The organism is Salinisphaera sp. RV14 (assembly GCF_052044135.1).
Classification (GTDB): domain Bacteria; phylum Pseudomonadota; class Gammaproteobacteria; order Nevskiales; family Salinisphaeraceae; genus Salinisphaera.
Genome location: NZ_JBQDYF010000001.1, coordinates 369587 through 385489 on the forward strand (window position 1 = coordinate 369587; position 15903 = coordinate 385489).

Here is a 15903-nt window from a genome sequence, read left to right on the forward strand (position 1 = left end):
AGCCGGCCGCAAGTCTGATTATCGGTCCGGGCCGCGGCATGCGGGCTGTTGCCACCCGCGTTTACCGGGAGTCCGGTTGCCGGGCTCCCGGCCTCAGGCCGCTTTCCTGGCGGTCTGCGGCTGGGCGCGAATGTGGATCATGTCGAGCAGAATGTTGGCGCTTTCCGTTTCGTAAGCATCGAAACCCTTGCTGCCGGTGTCGCCCGGGGTGGGGGTCGGCAGGGTGTCATCGGGCTTGTTGGCGTTGTCCTTGCCGTTCTCGCTCGAGGCGCCGTCGTCCTGGGCGTCTTCGAGCGCCTTGTAGTTCTTGTACGGCGGCTTGCCGGTCGCCTTGCGATGGGTATTGGCCAGCGCCAGCAGTTTGTGTTCCAACTGCTGCTGTTCCTGGCGACGCTTGTGGATATCCAGCGATACGGTTTTCTGGTCGCTTTCCTTGCGCGCCAGATGGATCCGCTTGACCAGATACTGAAAGTCCGGATCGTGCGCCACGCGTTGCTGGTGATCCTTCTTGAGCGTCGGCAGCATTTTCTGGATCGCGTCCGAGGACGGATAGGCGGTCGGCGGAATCGTGTCGTAGGGCAGTGCGTTGGGCAGCGCGGATTCGCCGATCTTGTTGGGATCGATCGCCGAGGGATAGGTGATATCCGGGGTCACGCCGCGGTCCTGTGTGCTCTTGCCAGAGACGCGATAGAACTTGGCCTCGGTCAGCTTGAGCTGGCCGGAGGACAGGGGCAGCAGCGTCTGGACCGTGCCCTTGCCAAAGGTCTGGCTGCCCAGGATCAGGGCGCGACCGTAGTCCTGCAGCGCACCGGCGACGATTTCAGAGGCCGAGGCGGACAGGCGGTTGGTCATCACGGCCAGCGGCCCGGAATAGACCGGTCCGTTGTTGCGATCGCCCAGGACCTGAATATTGCCGTTGGCGTCCTGGATCTGCACGCCGGGCGCGGAATTCATGAACAGGCCGATCAGCTTCATGGCTTCGCCGAGCGCGCCGCCGCCGTTGTTGCGCAGGTCGAGAATCACGCCCTGGACATTATCCTTCTTCAGCTTGATCAGTTGCTTCTTCACGTCGTCCGCGGTGCCGTTGTAAAACGACGGCAGGGTGACGATACCGATCTTGTGCTCGGTGCCGTCGTGCTTGACGTGCATCACGCGCGAGCTGGCGGCCTGGTCCTTGAGCTTGATCTTGGCGCGGGTGAGCGTGACGGTCTTGGTCTGGCTGTTGTCCGGCGGCGAGACCTGCAAGCGCACAGTGGAGCCGGCCTTGCCGCGGATCAGCTGCACGGTCTCGTCGAGTCGCATGCCGATCACGTCGGTGAAGTCGCCCTGCTTGCCCTGGCCCACGGCAATGATGCGATCGGTGGGCTTGAGCTTGCCGGATTTGGCCGCCGGGCCGCCCGGAATCAGGCGCACCAGTTCCGCGTACCCGTTCTTCGAGCGCAATTCCGCGCCGATGCCCTGCAGCTGCAGGTTCATGTCGATGTTGAAATCCTCGGAGCGACGCGGCGAGAAATAATCCGTGTGCGGATCGTAGCAGTGGGTGTACGCATCCATGTAGACCGAGAACACATCGGTCGGCTCGGCCTGGCGCAGCTGCTTGAGTTCGTTGGTGTAGCGCTGCGTCAGACGCTTCTTGATCTCGGCCGGCTTGACGTCGTTGAGCCGCAGGTCGATGACCTGGTTTTCCAGTTGTTTGGTCCAGAGCTTCTGGCGGGCCGCGGCATCGGCCGGCCATGGCGCGTTTTCGCGATCCACCTTCAAGGATTCCTGATCATCGAGATTGAACGAATTCAGGCCCCGATCGATACGGTGCAATGCCCACTGATCGATCTGGATGCGGCGCTTCTGGTAGGTGTTGAAGATGGCGTAGGCGGCGGTCAGCTTGCCGCTTTTGAGCTGATTGTCGAGCTCGTCGCCGTATTTCTTCTTCAGGCGTTGCACGTCGGAAGCGAGAAACACGCTGTGGGTGCCGTCCAGGTCATCCAGATAGGCCTTGAAGAATTTCTCGGAAAAGGCGTTATCGAGCTTGATCTTGTTGTAGTGGTTGTCCTGCAGCTCGCGCACGACTTCCTGATCGATCTTGCTCTGGTCGTTGTCGGGCGTCAGTGGGGTATAGCCCTGGGCCAAGCCCGCCCCGGCATCGGGGACCGGCGTCGGCTGGTTTTCCGAAGCGGCACAGCCGGTCTGGGCGAAGAGCATCGCCAGAAGCACAAGAGACAGGGCTAGATAGCGCATGAAAATCACGTGTCCTATCGAGTTGACCGCGGGAACACGGCATCGGAGTCGTGGAGGGCCGGATACGGTGTATCGGCGCCGCCGAGAATCGTCGAAATTGTCGGCACGAGGGCAACGATACATGAACGATACCGTATGCAGGAATACGCACTCCTACGGGGTGGGGTGCCGCGGGGCCCGCGCGTCGCCGCATCAAGGGCGGCGCGAGGCGCCTTCGGGCGGGCCGGCATCGGGCAGGCGGAAGAATGTCAGCTCGTGCTTGTTGGCGCTCAGATGACGCAGTCGGGCGTTGTCTATATCGAGAAAATGGTCGATTTCGGCTGGGTCGACCACGCCCTGGCACTTTACGGTAATGACGATTCCAGCCTGTGGGCAGGCGCGGCACCAGTAGCGCGCCAGCGCAAGAATCCGAGCAGGATAGGCGATCAGGTCCGACAGGATCCAGTCGGGGCGCCGATCCAGGTCTGCGACCGTCAGGCCGAATGCATCGCCGCGGTGCGTGGTCACGCGTGGCGCGGCCGCGAGCTCTGGCACCAGCGGGGCGCGATCGACGGCGACGACGTCGGCGCCGAGCTGGTTCAGTACCCAGGTCCAGCCGCCCGGCGACGCCCCCAGGTCGAGACAGACATCGCCCGGGCCCGGCTGCGTTCGGGCCAGGGTCAAAGCCTCCCAGAGCTTGAGATAGGCCCGGTTGGGCGGGCCTTCACGATCCTCGGCGAAAACCGGCCGGCCGTCCGCAAAGGCGCTGGAGCAGAGCGGCGACGCCAGCAACCGATCCCGGTCGAGCAGGCCGAATACGCCCAGCGGAGCGGACGGCACGGGCGCCGGAAAGCCGAGGGGCCGGAAGCGGATCGGCGCCAGTTTGTCGGCGATCAGCCGCGCGCGGCGATGATGCGAGATCGAGTGCAGGTGCCAGTTGCGCTGTACTGAGGCCAGCAGGCGCGCGGCTTCGCCGATCGAAGCCACGCGGTACTCGGCCGGGGCCAGCCAGCTGTTGCGGGCCCAGGCCGCCGGGCCGGAGGTACCGTGGACAAAGATCAGCGAATCGATCGCGTCAACAATACGATCGCCGCGATGGACCAGTTCGTCGATCAGCGCCTGGCGGTGGCCGTCGGCGGCGAGATGCACGACGTTGTAAGCGATCGGCAGCGCGGCAGGGAAGTCGCTTGGCATCGGCAGGCGATGGTTGCGGAATGAAGTGCTTGCGAAGACGTCAGTTTAGGGCCTGCGGCGGTGTCATGCGACGCCGCGTCGCGGTCCGAAGGTGTGTCAGCCAGAGCGTCGCCGTGCCACGGCCGGGCCGGGCAACGCCGAATGGCGTGCCCAGGCCCTCGCCTGGGCTGCACGACGCGAAGGGTCGGTCGCCGGCCATCTTTTTGTATAAAATTTAATGCGTCCGCCGCGCCGGAGGGTCATGTAACGGTAGCGCGGGCATCGCGACGCCGGGTCGATGCGTAGTATCCGGCGCGCCCGCCGTTAACGACAACGCCCCGCGAAACGCGCGCATGGGACATGCGCCGTCGTCGTGAACGGTTCGCGCCCTTCGGCCGTCTATCGGGTCAATACGGGAGTTGTCGTTTTATGGAAGCCGCCGATTTTCTGACGTCACACTATCGGCCCGGGCTCGTGCTGTTGTCGATCGCGGTTGCGATTCTGGCCGGTTATGCCGCGCTCGATCTTACCGATCGCGTCCACGCTGCCCAGCGGCGCTACTCGTGGATCTGGCTGGCCGCGGGCGCGGTCGTCCTGGGGTCCGGGATATGGGCCATGCATTTCATTGGCATGCTCGCGTTGCGGCTGCCCATTCATATGAGCTACGCAGTGGTGCCGACTGCGTTGTCCTGGCTCATGGCGGTCGCAGCCTCGGCCGCGGCGCTTCGGCTGGCTTGCCGGGCGCGCCTGGATCGGGGCGCCTGGCTGGGCGGATCGGCTTTCATGGCACTCGGTATCGTGAGCATGCACTACACCGGCATGTACGCGATGGAGATCAAGCCCGGCATCGTCTACGACCCGGTCTGGGTGGTGCTGTCGGTGCTGGTTGCGCTGACAGGGTCGGCGGCCGCACTGGGACTGTCGTTCGCCCTGCGGCAGGCGCGCCAGCGTTTGCGTACGACCAAGAAGAGCGCGGCCGCGGTTTTTCTGGGGGTTGCCATCGCCGGCATGCACTATTCCGGCATGGCGGCTGCCCAGTTCCCGCTGGCAAGTCAGAGTCTCGTGGCCGGTGGTGTCGACAAGACCTGGCTGGCGTTGTTGATCGGTTCGTTGTCGGTGGTGTTGCTGGCGGCCACCCTTTTGGCCTCGGCGCTCGACCGGCGGCTGGAAACGCAAACGGCGGACTTGATTGCTTCATTGCAGACGGCCAACGAGCAACTGCGCCACAACAGCCACCATGATGCCCTCACCAATCTCGCCAATCGCAGACTGCTGCACGAGCGACTCGATCGCGAGATCGAATACGCCGGCCGCCGCGGCGGCAGCTTCGCCGTGTTCTATGTCGATCTCGACGGCTTCAAGCTGCTCAATGATCACCTCGGGCATCGCGCCGGTGACGAGGTCCTGGAGCGGGTCGCGAACGCCATGCGCGACACCATGCACGACAACGATACGGTCGCGCGGATGGGGGGTGACGAGTTCGTGGTGTTGGCGGCCGGTGCCGACGGTACGGCCGATATCGACAGGCTGGCGCATCGTCTGCTGACGGCCATTCGCCAGGCCGGCGACACCATACCCGGCCTGTCGGCCAGCATCGGTTGGTCGCGTTTCCCCGATCATGGCAATAAACCGGAGGCGCTGATCACCGCGGCCGATCGCGCGATGTATCACGCCAAGCACAACGGCAAGAACAACTGCGTCGGCTTTCGCCCGGAGATGGCGCATCTCGCGGAGGATGAATTTCAACTCCAGCGGGCGCTGGGCGAGGCGCTCGAAGCCGGCGCGATCGTCGTCTATTACCAGCCCAAGTATCGCCCGGCTGATGGCACGTTGTGCGGCGCCGAGGCGCTGGTGCGCTGGCACCACGCCGAGCGGGGCGTGATCATGCCGGATCGCTTCATTCCGCTGGCCGAGCGCTCGGGCCAGATCGACCAGCTGGAGCGGATCGTACTCGGTTCCGTCTGCGCTCAGATTCGGGCATGGCGTGACGCCGGGCTCGTTGTGCCGCGGATCTCGGTCAATCTGTCGGCGGCCCGGGTCGGCGATCCGCGACTGCCGGGCTTGGTGCGCCGTCATCTCGATCGCTATGACCTCGAAGCGCGTTCGCTGATGTTCGAGATCACCGAGTCGGTGGCAATCAAGGGCATGCTGGAAGCGATCGACACGCTCAAGTGCTTTTCCCGGATGGGGCTGGATGTGGCGCTGGACGACTTCGGCACCGGTCACTCCAGCCTGTCCTATCTGGAGAAACTGCCGATCCAGCAACTCAAGATCGATCGATCGTTCATCCGCGAGCTCGGGGCGTCGATGCCGCAACAGGCAGCCATCGTGAGTTCGATCGTCACGCTCGCGCACAATCTCGGGCTCGACGTAGTGGCCGAAGGCGTGGAGACCGCCGAACAACTGCGCTACGTGATCGAGCTGGGGTGCGACGAAATGCAGGGTTATCTGTTCAGTGGCGCGGTACCGGCCGCGGATTTCGCCCGGCTGCTGGCCGGGGCGCGCGACATCAGCCAATTACCAGGCGCAGAGCCGGCAGCGCCAGAACGAGTGCCAGAATACGGCTGAATGTTCTCTGGTCGACCCGGTAGTGGAGCTTGTGGCCGGCGATCAATCCAATCAGCACGGCCGGCAGACTGGCCGCGGCCAGCCACCAAGAGTGCAGCATGAGCAGGCCGAGATGCGTGTAGATCGTGGCCTGCACGGCCGAACTCAACAGAAATGCCATGGTGAGAATCGAGCGTGAATAACGCTTCGGGTAACGCATGTTCACGTAGATCAACAGCGGAATGGGCGCAACGCCGACCGCGCCGACGATCACGCCGGAGAACACCGACGAACCGGCCAGTCCCGACGTATCGGCCCAGCCCAGCTGTGGCATGCGTTCGGGCGCCGGTGTCCGGAACAGATTCAACGCCACATAACACAGGATGACCGCGCCGAGCGTGCGTTGCAGCACGTCCACCGGCAGTATGGCCAGCAGCTGCGCGCCGCCGAGCACGCCGGTCGAAAGCGACAGCGCGGCGATCGGGCCACGCCGCCAGTCGAACTCGCGCCGGGCCAGTACCATCATCAACAGATTGGTGCCCAGCGCGACGACGGCGACCACCGGCACGACATCGCGAAACGGATAGAGCAGCACCAGGCTGCTGACCATCAGGGTGCCGCTGCCGAAACCGGTCAGGCCCTGGGAGGCGGCGCCCACCAGGGCGGCCAGGTTGAACAGAAGAACCTGCAAGATATTAGGGCCTGTTGCCGTTTCGTGCACGTCCGCGCCAAGCGCTGTTTTGCGGCAAGACGAGGCGTAGCGAACGTGGCGTAGTCATTCTACGTGAGAGAGCTACAACGCTGGATTGCCGCAAAACAGCGCTTGTCCCGAAGGGTTGGGCCGCAAATCCCCCGATACGGCGTTGCGCGTCTTGATCGTGGCTCGCCACGACCGGCGACGCGCGCCTTGTCTCGACGGATTTGCGGTCTCCAACGCGGCACGTGTACGAAACGGCAACAGGCCCTAGACTAAAGTATAATGCGCCGCGTAGTGTAGCCGATCATCCGGCGCCCGGCTTGATCCGCCGCCATTGCGCGAAGCCCGCTGGCGCCCGCGCTACACTCGCCTTCATGGGTCGACGGTTACGAATGTCATTGCGCTGGTTTCGTCTGCAACGCGTCACGGCGTTCGATCGTTTCGCCGATGCCATCCGGGTGCTGGTCGCGCTGTCCGGCGTCATCCTGTATTCCGGTCTGCGCGAGGATGCCCACGCGCTGATTCCGCTGATGCTCGGTGTGATCGCCAGCGCCATTGCCGAGACCGACGACAGCTGGCGCCGGCGCGCCCGGGCCCTGCTGCTCACGCTGATCTGTTTTTCGGTGGCCGCGCTCGCGGTCGAGGCGTTGCTCGACATACCCTGGGCGTTTGCGCTCGCGTTGCCGGCGGGCACGTTCGTGCTGATCATGCTGGGGGCGGCCAGTGGCCGGTTCGCGACCATCGGCAACGCCACCTTGTTGCTGTCGGTTTACACCATGATCGGCGTCACCCAGCATACCGGCACGCCGCGGGCGTTCTGGGTGGAGCCGTTGCTGCTGGTGGTGGGCGCGGGCTGGTACGGCGTGCTGGCGCTGGCCTGGAACGCCGTGTTCGTGCATCGGCCGGTGCGCCAGTCGCTGGCACGGCTGTATGCCGCGCTCGATGACTATCTGCGCTGCAAATCCTGGCTGTTCGAGCCGGTGCGCGATCTGGACGTGGCCGCGCGCCGCAGCGATCTGGCCCATGCCAACGCGCGCGTCGTCAGCGCGCTCAACGATACCCGCCTCGCCCTGATGGATCGCCTGGCCGGGCGTCGTTCGCGCTCGGCCATGAGCGAGAACCTGCGCCTGTATCTGGCTGCCCAGGATATCCACGAACGCGCCAGTTCCGCCCATTACCCGTACAAGACGCTGACCGAGGCGTTCTACCACAGCGATTTGTTGTTCCGCTGCCAGCGCCTGCTGCGCATTACCGGGGCGGCCTGCGGCGCCCGCGCCGAGGCGCTGCGCTATGACGAGCCGTTCCTGGATGATGGCCGAGTCGACACCGCCGTGGCCGATCTCGACACGGCCATCGCCTACCGTCGCAGGCTCACGGCAGCGCCCGGGGCGGACTTGTTGTACGCGGTCGACGACGTCGCCGACAACCTCCGGGGGTTGGCCGAGCGCGTGACCGGGGCCGGCGACGCAGACGCCGAACCGGGCGATACGATGCTGCAGAATCCTTTGCCGCAATCGTCGCTGGAGATTTGGCAGCGTATTCGCGTTCAACTCACCCCGGCCTCGGCGCGCTTCCGGCATGCCCTGCGCCTGTCGTTGGCGATGTGGGCGGGTTATCTCGTGCTGCTGGCGGTACATCCGACCCAGGGCTACTGGATCCTGCTCACCACCATGCTGGTATGCCAGCCGGACTATGGCGCCACGCGCACGCGTTTTCTCCAGCGCGTGGGCGGTACGGTTGTGGGCCTCGTGATCGGCTGGGCGCTGATGCGCCTGTTTCCGGCGCCGCCGGTCCAGTTGCTGCTGATCGTGGCCTCGGGCGTGGTCTTCTTCGCGGCACGCTTTCGTTACTACTTCACGGCCGCAGCGGCGATCAGCGTGCTGGTGCTGGTCTCGTTCAACCAGATCGGCAACGGTTTCGATCTGATCTGGCCACGCTTTATCGACACCCTGATCGGCGGCGGCCTGGCGGCCGTGGTCATGCTCCTGGTGCTGCCGGACTGGCGCGAGCGCGAGTTGCATCATCGGCTGGCCGACGCACTGGCGGCGCAGGCGGCCTATCTGCGGCTGCTGTTCGCGCAGTATAGGCAGGGCCGCGCCGATGACCTGGCCTATCGCATCGCCCGGCGCGACGCGCACAACGCCGACGCGGCGGTGAGCACGCATGTGGCCACCGCGCTCAAGGATCCGCACGGCGCCCGTACCGACAGCCGTGAAGCGCTGGCCGTTCTGGCCTGTGCCCAGACCCTGATCGGGCATCTGTCCACCCTGGGCGCGCACCGCGAGCGGCTGGCCGCGGCCGATGCCGATATCCTGGAAGAGGCGGTCGCCCACATTGCCGAAGCGTTGGACCACGTGGCCCACGGGCTGATCCGCTCGGAGCCGGCGCCGTTCGACGGCGGGGCCGCCGCGCGTATCTATGATCAACTCGCCCGCCTGCGCGCGGAACGTCAAGGCACCGTGCGCCTGGTGGCCGGGCAACTTCAGTTGCTGCTCGATGAACTGCCCGAACTGCGCCGCATCAGCGCCCGGCTGGTCGGCGAGCAGCGCGCGCCGACGCCCGACGCCCTGGACCGACCATAGGGCGCCTGGTCACAGTACCGCCGCCGGATGATGCTTGCCGGTCGAATTGTCTTGCGAAAGCTCGAATCGTTTCGAGGCGGTCCGCCCGGACGAAAGTTGGTGGGTTGGCACAGCTAACCGGGCTTATAGGTCTGACCGAGTTTGGCTTTGTCGTGGATCTCGCTCTGCAGCTCGCGGATGAACATGGTGCCGAGACCGCTGGCATGACAGAACGCTTCCAGCTTGTCGCGCACCAGCTTGCGATAGTAAACGACGATGCCGCCCGCGAAGAAAAGAATGCTCGCGAACAGGAACTGGGCGGCGGCGAAGGTGGTGATCGGGGTCTTCATCGGGCCGGACAGGTCCCAGAGATAGGGAATCGAAGCCACCGTGAACAACGCCGAGCCGATCAGGAACATCGCCACGGTCACGTTGAACAACTGCATGTAGATCAGCGAAGGCGCTTCCACCACCTGCAGGATATTGACCATCCCGCCAACGACGAACAGTACCGAGCCGACGATGAAACACCACGCTCCGGGCACGGTTGCGCCCAGCGACGGCAGGAAGCATAGACTGCCGACCACGAACAACGCCGAGCCGAGCACGTACGACCAGGCGGCGACGAATTCGATGTAATCGGCAAAACTGTTGGTCCGGTGGCGGCGCCAGTATTTGATCACTTCCAGCAGGTCGTGACCGGTGACCAGCAGATACAGCAGCGAACCGGCGAAGAACAGCCAGTCGCCCACCGCCAGATACTTCGACAGGGCCGGAAAGAAGAACACACTGCCGGCGACGAATCCGAGCCCGCCCAGCTTGTAGCTGAAGGCGTTGATCGTCTCCCAGACCTTGTGCGAGGTGCTGTGCTCGTTAAGTGAGCCGAGGTTGGAGACGCGCGGGCGATGGGTGATCAGATGCGGCATGAACAGCACGGCCTGTCGGGTGGGGGCCGAACCAGCCTACCGCGGACAGCGCGTGCGTGATATTCGCGTGCCCTCATGGGCCCGCGGCGGCGCCACGATCATGGGAACGACGTGATTTATAGCGGTTGGCGAAGCGCGGCGAGCGCCGGCTGTCGCCGGGACCCGGGGCAACCATGGCGGCAGCCGAAAATCATCGGGCCGGAATGCGTCAAACGCGGGGCTTTCGGCGCTAGGAAATGGCGCTCCCTACGAGACTCGAACTCGTGTTTTCGCCGTGAGAGGGCGACGTCCTGGACCGCTAGACGAAGGGAGCGCGTTGGCGGCGGATTATACGCCCGACCGATGCATGATGCGAGCGATTTTCCCGGCCTGGTAGCGAGCGATGAAGCGCTTGTCGATTGCCTGCTTGAGTCGCCATACGGCGTAGCCGGTGGGCGCGACCGGCCAGCCGCGGACCGCGACCGCGCGGCGCGCGCCCAGACCGATCAGGGCCAGCGCCTGCCGTTGCGCGCGGAATTCACGCAGGGGCCGGCCGGTTGCGGCGCGTTCGATATTGTCGGCCAGCACGGGCGCGGCGCGGACGGCGTACACGCCGGATTTGGGCCGGGGCACCGGCAGGCTGGCGATGTCGCCGGCGGCGAACACGCCGGGCGCATCGACGCTCCGGAGCTGCGTGTCGACCCGGATGAAGCCGTGCTCGTCCCGTGCCAGACCGCGCATCGCCAGGCCGGGCGCCACCGCGGCGCCGGTGGCCACGAATACCGCATCGGCAACGAATTCGCGGCCGTCGGCACTCTCGATCGTACCCGGGGTGATGCGCGCGATGGTCGTGCCGGGATGGCGCGCGATACCGGCATCGAGCAGTGCATCGGCCAGTACCGCCGCCGCGGCCCGTTCGCCGCGACCGAGCAGCGCGTCGCCGCGGTGGTACAAGGCGATGCGCGGCGCCGGCCGCCGATGGCGCCAACGATACGCCAGCGCGAGCGCCAGTTCGACGCCGCCCGCGCCGCCGCCGATGACCGCGATCTCCAGTGCCCGGTCGCTGGCGTCGAGCCGGCGTTCGGTCGCCGACAGCCCGTGCCAGAGCGCGGTCACCGGCTTGGCGGGCACCACATGCGCGTGATGATCGCCGGCGATCGATCGCGGTACGGCGCCGATATTCAGCGACAGCAGGTCATAGCAACAGCGCGTGCCGTCGGCGCGGGTGACCGTGCGGGCGGCGGCGTCGATCTGCGTGACCCGCGTGCGGTACAGCGTCACCCGGGCAAGCCGCGCGAGCCGGCCGATATCGACCTGCATCTGCTGGCACGTGTAATGCCCGGCCACGGTCGTCGGCAGCATGCCGGAATAGGCCATGTGGCGTTCCGGCTCGATCAGGTCGACGGCGGCAAACGCATCGTGCAGCGTCGGCCGCAGCGCCAGGCGGCGCAACAATTCCACGTGGGCATGGCCGCCGCCGGCCAGCACCACCCGCGGGCCTCGGCGCATCGCGCCCATGCTCAATGAAGCGTGTTCCAGTCGCCGACGAACAGGCGATAGCCGATCAGCAGCCCGTAGACCAGCAGCAGGGCGATGACGACCAGCGTGATCGTGCGCGGGCCCTGCTGGACCGGTTCCGGCTCGCCGCGTCGTCGCCGCTGCCAGCGTTGCCAGCGCGCGCGCACCAAGAGCACGACGATGGCAATCGCGGCCAGCCAGAACAGAACGCGCATGTCAGAACTGCGCGCCGGGCGAGGTGATCTGCGCCAGGAACAGCGGCCCCAGCCGCGGTTCCATGATCAGCGTGAACACCACGCCGAAGGCCGCGCCCCACAGATGTGCGCTGTGGTTGATGTGGTCGTGCCCGATCCGGTTGGCGTACAGCCCGTAGGCGGTGAACAGCACGCCGTAGACAATCGCCGGCACCGGCACCACGAACACATAGATCGTCGACCAGGGCGCCAGCAGAATGAAGGCGAACAGCACGGCCGATACCGCGCCCGAGGCGCCGAGGCTGCGATAGCGCGAGTCGTTGCGGTGCTGGAGATAGCTCGGCACTGTCGAAACCACCGCGGCGGCCAGGTAGAAGGCGACGAAGCCGGTCGCGCCGATATAGCGCTCGAAAAAGCCCTCGATCACGCGGCCGAAGAAGAACAGCGTGATCATGTTGAAGGCCAGGTGCGCGCCATCGGCATGCACGAAGGCGTTGGTCAGCAGCCGATAGTATTCACCGCGACTTACCGCTGGCGGCCAGAGCAGCAGCCGATCGAGCAGGCGCGCGTTGGAAAAGCAAGTGATCGAGACCGCGCAGGTGATCGCGATCAGGATGACGGTAACCCACATAATGATTCCCGGTTGGCGGGCGAAAACCCGCCCGAGTATACGGCCCTGCCCGGGCGATGGTCTCAGCCGCGCTGGTCGACCCGGATCGCCGGGTGGTCGAACGCCACCCGGCCGGCGATCGCCGCCACGCTGGCGAGCGGCTCGTCGTAGGACCAGGCGGCATCGGTATAGCGCTGTCCGTCGATCGTCACATGGAAATAACGGGCGTCGCCCTTGTAGGGGCAATGCGTGCGCGTATCCGAATCGATCAGCACGCCGGCGGCAATATCGCCGCGCGGCAGGTACAGCCTCGGTCGGTAGCCGCGCTCGGTCAGCAACGCGGCGCGGCGGGAGTGCGCGATCAACCGTGTGTCGACGCTCACGATGACGGTCGTGGCCACGGGTTCGGTGGTGATGCGTTGCGCGCTGTCGTTATCGGTCATGGCGGATTTCGTCGTTCGGCGCGATCGGCGACGCGCGATAGCGATAGTACAGATGCTCGTTCTTGCGTGGCCCGGTGATCGACCAGTCCAGATCGAAGCCATCGTGGACCAGTTCGAGCGTGCCGCGATAGACATCGTCGCCGCAAAGATGGGGTTGTCGGCAGACCAGGCGCCGCCTGCCGTCGGCCACCAGTTCGAACAGGAACACGGCCGCGGCCGTGCCGAAGCGCTCGTGGTAGAGCCGCAGGCGGTTGTCGGCCCGCACCCAGCGATAGACATTATGGAATGCCACCGGGCGCGCCGCGCCCGCCGGTGAGAACCGGCCGCGCTCGGTCAGGCGCCAGGCGTCGCCGTCGGGCATGGCCGTGATCTCGGCGCGGCCGGCACCGCGCCAGCCGGTCTGGGAGGCCGCGCCCGGTTCGGCCACGAACGACAGCGCACGCAGCCCGGGCAGCCGCTGCCAGGTCCGTATAATCGTGTCGCTTGCCCCGTCTTCCGCCGTCGCTGCGATTGTCATGAGCTATCTCGTTGCCGTCACTGTTCTCTGGGCGTTTTCCTTCAGCCTGATCGGCGTCTATCTGGCCGGCCAGGTGGATGACTATTTTGCCGTGTTGACACGCATTACGCTGGCGTTCGCCGTGTTTGCGCCGATGCTGCGCCCGCACGCCACGGGGCGCGGGCCCGCGCTGGGCTTGATGGCGGTCGGGGCGGTCCAGATCGGGCTGATGTATCTGTTTTTCTATCAGTCGTTTTTGTTCGTGTCGGTGCCGGAGGTGCTGCTGTTCTCGATTCTTACCCCGGTCTACATCACCCTGCTCGATGATCTGCTGGCCGGCCGGTTCGCGCCGCGGTATCTGCTGGTGGCGCTGCTGGCCGTCGCCGGGGCGGGCGTGATCCGCTACACCGACGTCGGCGAAAACGTCTGGCTTGGCTTTGCCCTCATGCAGGGGGCGAACCTGTGTTTCGCGATCGGTCAGGTGGGCTATCGGCGACTGGCGCCGCGGCTGTCTGCCGCCGTGCCGCTGCATCGCCAGTTCGGCTGGTTCTTCGCCGGCGCCTGGCCGGTGGCCGCGCTCGGCTTCGCCCTGTTCGGCGACCGTTCGGCCCTGCCCGACACGCCGGTCGAGTGGGGCGTGTTGCTCTGGCTCGGGATCGCGGCCTCCGGTGCCGGCTACTATGCCTGGAATCGCGGCGTGGCGATGGTCGATGCCGGCACGCTCGCCGTCATGAACAATGCCCTGATCCCGGCCGGCCTGGTGGTGAATCTGTTGATCTGGAATCGCGATGCCGATCTGTTGCGGCTGGCGATCGGCGCGGCGATCATCGGCGGCGCGCTCGCCGTCAACGCCGGCTGGGCTCGGCGGCCTGTACCGCGGTAGTCTGGCGGCAGACAATACACGGGAGCCGGCCATGGATTTCTTCTTTAATGCCGCCGATGACGTGGTCGACGAGGGCCTGTCGGGGCTGGCCCGGATCGCGCCGGTACGCGTGAGCGAGCGGGCGTCCGGCATGCGGTTGATCGTGGATCGCGATTTCGACAACAGCCGGGTGGCGGTGATTTCCGGCGGCGGCGCGGGTCACGAGCCGGCCCACGCCGGGTTTGTCGGCCACGGCATGCTGGCCGCCGCCATCGCCGGCGACTTGTTCACCTCGCCCAGCGTCGAGGCCGTGCTGGCCGCGATCCGCGAAGTGACCGGGCCGGCCGGCTGTCTGCTGGTGATCAAGAACTACACCGGCGACCGGCTCAATTTCGGCCTCGCGGCCGAGCGCGCCGCCCGCGAGGGCTACACCGTGCGCAGCGTGATCGTGGCCGACGATATCTCGCTACCCGAGGACGTCGGCGCGCGCGGGCTGGCCGGGACGGTGCTGGTGCACAAGATCGCCGGCCATCATGCCGCCGCCGGTGCGGATATCGATACGGTGACGCGTGCGGCACAGACGACCATAGACGGGCTGGTCTCGATCGGCCTGTCGTTGTCCAGCGCGACGTTGCCGGGCGGCAAACGCGAGCCCCGTTCGCCGGAACTGGGGCTGGGCATCCACAACGAGCCGGGTGTGCGCGAAGTCGCGCCCGAGAACGCCGCCGATGCCGTCCGGCTGGCGCTGGAGCCGCTGATCGAGGCCGCCGAGGCGCGTCATGACGGCGATGCCCGCTGGGTGGTCCTGATCAACAACCTGGGCGGCTGCTCGACCCAGGAGATGGCGGTACTTACCGGCGAAGTGCTGGCCCGGTTGCCGGCCGATCGAGTGCGCGCGGCAGTGGTACCGGCACCGGTGATGAGTTCCATGAACATGCACGGCTTCTCGATCACACTGCTGCCGATCGACGATGACGCACGGGCCGCGTTGGCCAGCCCGGTGGCTGCCATCGGCTGGCCCGGGCTGTGCGATGTGGCCGCGCCCGAGACCTTCGTGCCGACTGTCAGCGAGCACAAGGCGCCCGGCGCCGGCGGGCGTGATCCGGCGCGCGCGGATCGCATCCGGGCGGCCACCGATGCCCTGTCCTCGGCCCGCGCCGAGCTCGACGATCTGGACGCCGCGGCCGGCGACGGCGATACCGGCACCGCCTTCAATCGAGGCGCCAAGGCGATCCGCGGCGCGCTGGATGATGATCGCGTGTCCACCGGCGAGCCGGCGTTGCTGGCCGACGAAATCGGCGATCTGCTGGCGCGCGAGATGGGCGGCTCGTCCGGCGTGTTGCTGTCGATCCTGTTCACCGCGACCGCCGCGGCCCTGCGCGACGGCCATGCCTTCGGCGCGGCGCTGGCGGCCGGTATCGGCCGCATGCAGGATTACGGTGGCGCGCAAGCGGGTGATCGCACCATGCTCGATGCGCTCGTCCCCGCGGCTCAGGCGCTGGCCGACGGTGGTTCGCTTGGCGACGCGGCGCAAGCGGCGCGCGCCGGTGCCGACGCCACGGCCGACATGGGCCATGCCGGCGCCGGTCGCGCGGCCTATGTCCGCGACGAGGCATTGACCGGCGTGGTCGATCCCGGCGCCGAGGCGGTGGCGCGTGTGTTCGAGGCACTGGCCGGCTGATC

13 protein-coding genes and 1 tRNA gene are annotated in these 15903 nt (G+C 66.4%); 4 read left to right on the top strand and 10 right to left on the bottom strand.

Translation table 11 applies throughout. The annotated features are described in order from the left end of the window. Positions 1-93: 93 nt before the first annotated feature. Together ACS8Y6_RS01685 and ACS8Y6_RS01690 are read right to left on the bottom strand one after the other, a co-directional pair. Positions 94-2235, bottom strand: a complete 2142-nt coding sequence (locus ACS8Y6_RS01685) for a carboxy terminal-processing peptidase (RefSeq protein WP_440850731.1) — start codon at positions 2233-2235, stop codon at positions 94-96. A 192-nt stretch (positions 2236-2427) separates the two neighbouring features. Further along, positions 2428-3408: an SAM-dependent methyltransferase gene (locus tag ACS8Y6_RS01690; RefSeq protein WP_440854864.1), complete on the bottom strand. Its 981-nt coding sequence runs from the start codon at positions 3406-3408 to the stop codon at positions 2428-2430. Positions 3409-3816: 408 nt separating this feature from the next. Here ACS8Y6_RS01690 and ACS8Y6_RS01695 point away from each other — a divergent pair, with 408 nt between their 5' ends. Further along, on the top strand, positions 3817-5955 hold the full coding sequence (locus ACS8Y6_RS01695) for a putative bifunctional diguanylate cyclase/phosphodiesterase (RefSeq protein ID WP_440854865.1): 2139 nt from the start codon (positions 3817-3819) through the stop codon (positions 5953-5955). Here ACS8Y6_RS01695 and ACS8Y6_RS01700 read toward each other — a convergent pair. Next, on the bottom strand, positions 5897-6625 hold the full coding sequence (locus tag ACS8Y6_RS01700; protein ID WP_440854866.1) for a sulfite exporter TauE/SafE family protein: 729 nt from the start codon (positions 6623-6625) through the stop codon (positions 5897-5899). The genes ACS8Y6_RS01695 and ACS8Y6_RS01700 overlap by 59 nt on opposite strands. A 404-nt stretch (positions 6626-7029) precedes the next feature. On the opposite strand from ACS8Y6_RS01700, the gene yccS reads away from it, so the two are divergent. Beyond that, positions 7030-9213, top strand: a complete 2184-nt coding sequence (gene yccS, locus ACS8Y6_RS01705; protein ID WP_440854867.1) for a YccS family putative transporter — start codon at positions 7030-7032, stop codon at positions 9211-9213. Between the two features lie 113 nt (positions 9214-9326). Here the strand turns inward: yccS and ACS8Y6_RS01710 are convergent, their stop codons facing one another. The 7 genes from ACS8Y6_RS01710 to ACS8Y6_RS01740 form a co-directional block, all read right to left on the bottom strand. Beyond that, positions 9327-10118 (bottom strand): YrhK family protein, encoded by a 792-nt coding sequence (locus ACS8Y6_RS01710; protein ID WP_440854868.1) that lies wholly within the window; start codon positions 10116-10118, stop codon positions 9327-9329. Between the two features lie 237 nt (positions 10119-10355). Next, a tRNA-Glu gene (locus ACS8Y6_RS01715) sits at positions 10356-10431 on the bottom strand. A 14-nt stretch (positions 10432-10445) separates the two neighbouring features. Beyond that, positions 10446-11615 (bottom strand): FAD-dependent oxidoreductase, encoded by a 1170-nt coding sequence (locus ACS8Y6_RS01720; protein WP_440854938.1) that lies wholly within the window; start codon positions 11613-11615, stop codon positions 10446-10448. Between the two features lie 2 nt (positions 11616-11617). After that, positions 11618-11830, bottom strand: coding sequence for a hypothetical protein (locus tag ACS8Y6_RS01725; protein ID WP_440851463.1), 213 nt, complete (start codon positions 11828-11830; stop codon positions 11618-11620). A gap of 1 nt (position 11831) precedes the next feature. Continuing rightward, a complete protein-coding gene (locus ACS8Y6_RS01730; RefSeq protein WP_440851464.1) occupies positions 11832-12440 on the bottom strand; it encodes a rhomboid family intramembrane serine protease in 609 nt (202 codons plus the stop codon). A gap of 62 nt (positions 12441-12502) precedes the next feature. Next, complete coding sequence (locus ACS8Y6_RS01735) at positions 12503-12862, bottom strand: DUF427 domain-containing protein (protein ID WP_440854869.1); 360 nt, start codon at positions 12860-12862, stop codon at positions 12503-12505. Further along, complete coding sequence (locus ACS8Y6_RS01740; RefSeq protein ID WP_440854870.1) at positions 12852-13379, bottom strand: DUF6314 family protein; 528 nt, start codon at positions 13377-13379, stop codon at positions 12852-12854. The genes ACS8Y6_RS01735 and ACS8Y6_RS01740 overlap by 11 nt, the downstream gene beginning before the upstream one ends. Here ACS8Y6_RS01740 and ACS8Y6_RS01745 point away from each other — a divergent pair. Further along, positions 13378-14241: an EamA family transporter gene (locus ACS8Y6_RS01745; protein ID WP_440854871.1), complete on the top strand. Its 864-nt coding sequence runs from the start codon at positions 13378-13380 to the stop codon at positions 14239-14241. The genes ACS8Y6_RS01740 and ACS8Y6_RS01745 overlap by 2 nt on opposite strands. A gap of 31 nt (positions 14242-14272) precedes the next feature. Next, positions 14273-15901, top strand: a complete 1629-nt coding sequence (locus tag ACS8Y6_RS01750) for a dihydroxyacetone kinase subunit DhaK (RefSeq protein ID WP_440854872.1) — start codon at positions 14273-14275, stop codon at positions 15899-15901. Positions 15902-15903: the final 2 nt, after the last annotated feature.

Coding starts and splice junctions, on each gene's coding strand:
- ACS8Y6_RS01730 (WP_440851464.1), bottom strand. CDS start 12,440: ATGTGGGTTACCGTCATCCTGATCGCGATCACCTGCGCGGTCTCGATC.
- ACS8Y6_RS01720 (WP_440854938.1), bottom strand. CDS start 11,615: ATGGGCGCGATGCGCCGAGGCCCGCGGGTGGTGCTGGCCGGCGGCGGC.
- ACS8Y6_RS01685 (WP_440850731.1), bottom strand. CDS start 2,235: ATGCGCTATCTAGCCCTGTCTCTTGTGCTTCTGGCGATGCTCTTCGCC.
- ACS8Y6_RS01710 (WP_440854868.1), bottom strand. CDS start 10,118: ATGCCGCATCTGATCACCCATCGCCCGCGCGTCTCCAACCTCGGCTCA.
- ACS8Y6_RS01690 (WP_440854864.1), bottom strand. CDS start 3,408: ATGCCAAGCGACTTCCCTGCCGCGCTGCCGATCGCTTACAACGTCGTG.
- ACS8Y6_RS01745 (WP_440854871.1), top strand. CDS start 13,378: ATGAGCTATCTCGTTGCCGTCACTGTTCTCTGGGCGTTTTCCTTCAGC.
- ACS8Y6_RS01735 (WP_440854869.1), bottom strand. CDS start 12,862: ATGACCGATAACGACAGCGCGCAACGCATCACCACCGAACCCGTGGCC.
- ACS8Y6_RS01725 (WP_440851463.1), bottom strand. CDS start 11,830: ATGCGCGTTCTGTTCTGGCTGGCCGCGATTGCCATCGTCGTGCTCTTG.
- ACS8Y6_RS01740 (WP_440854870.1), bottom strand. CDS start 13,379: ATGACAATCGCAGCGACGGCGGAAGACGGGGCAAGCGACACGATTATA.
- ACS8Y6_RS01750 (WP_440854872.1), top strand. CDS start 14,273: ATGGATTTCTTCTTTAATGCCGCCGATGACGTGGTCGACGAGGGCCTG.
- ACS8Y6_RS01695 (WP_440854865.1), top strand. CDS start 3,817: ATGGAAGCCGCCGATTTTCTGACGTCACACTATCGGCCCGGGCTCGTG.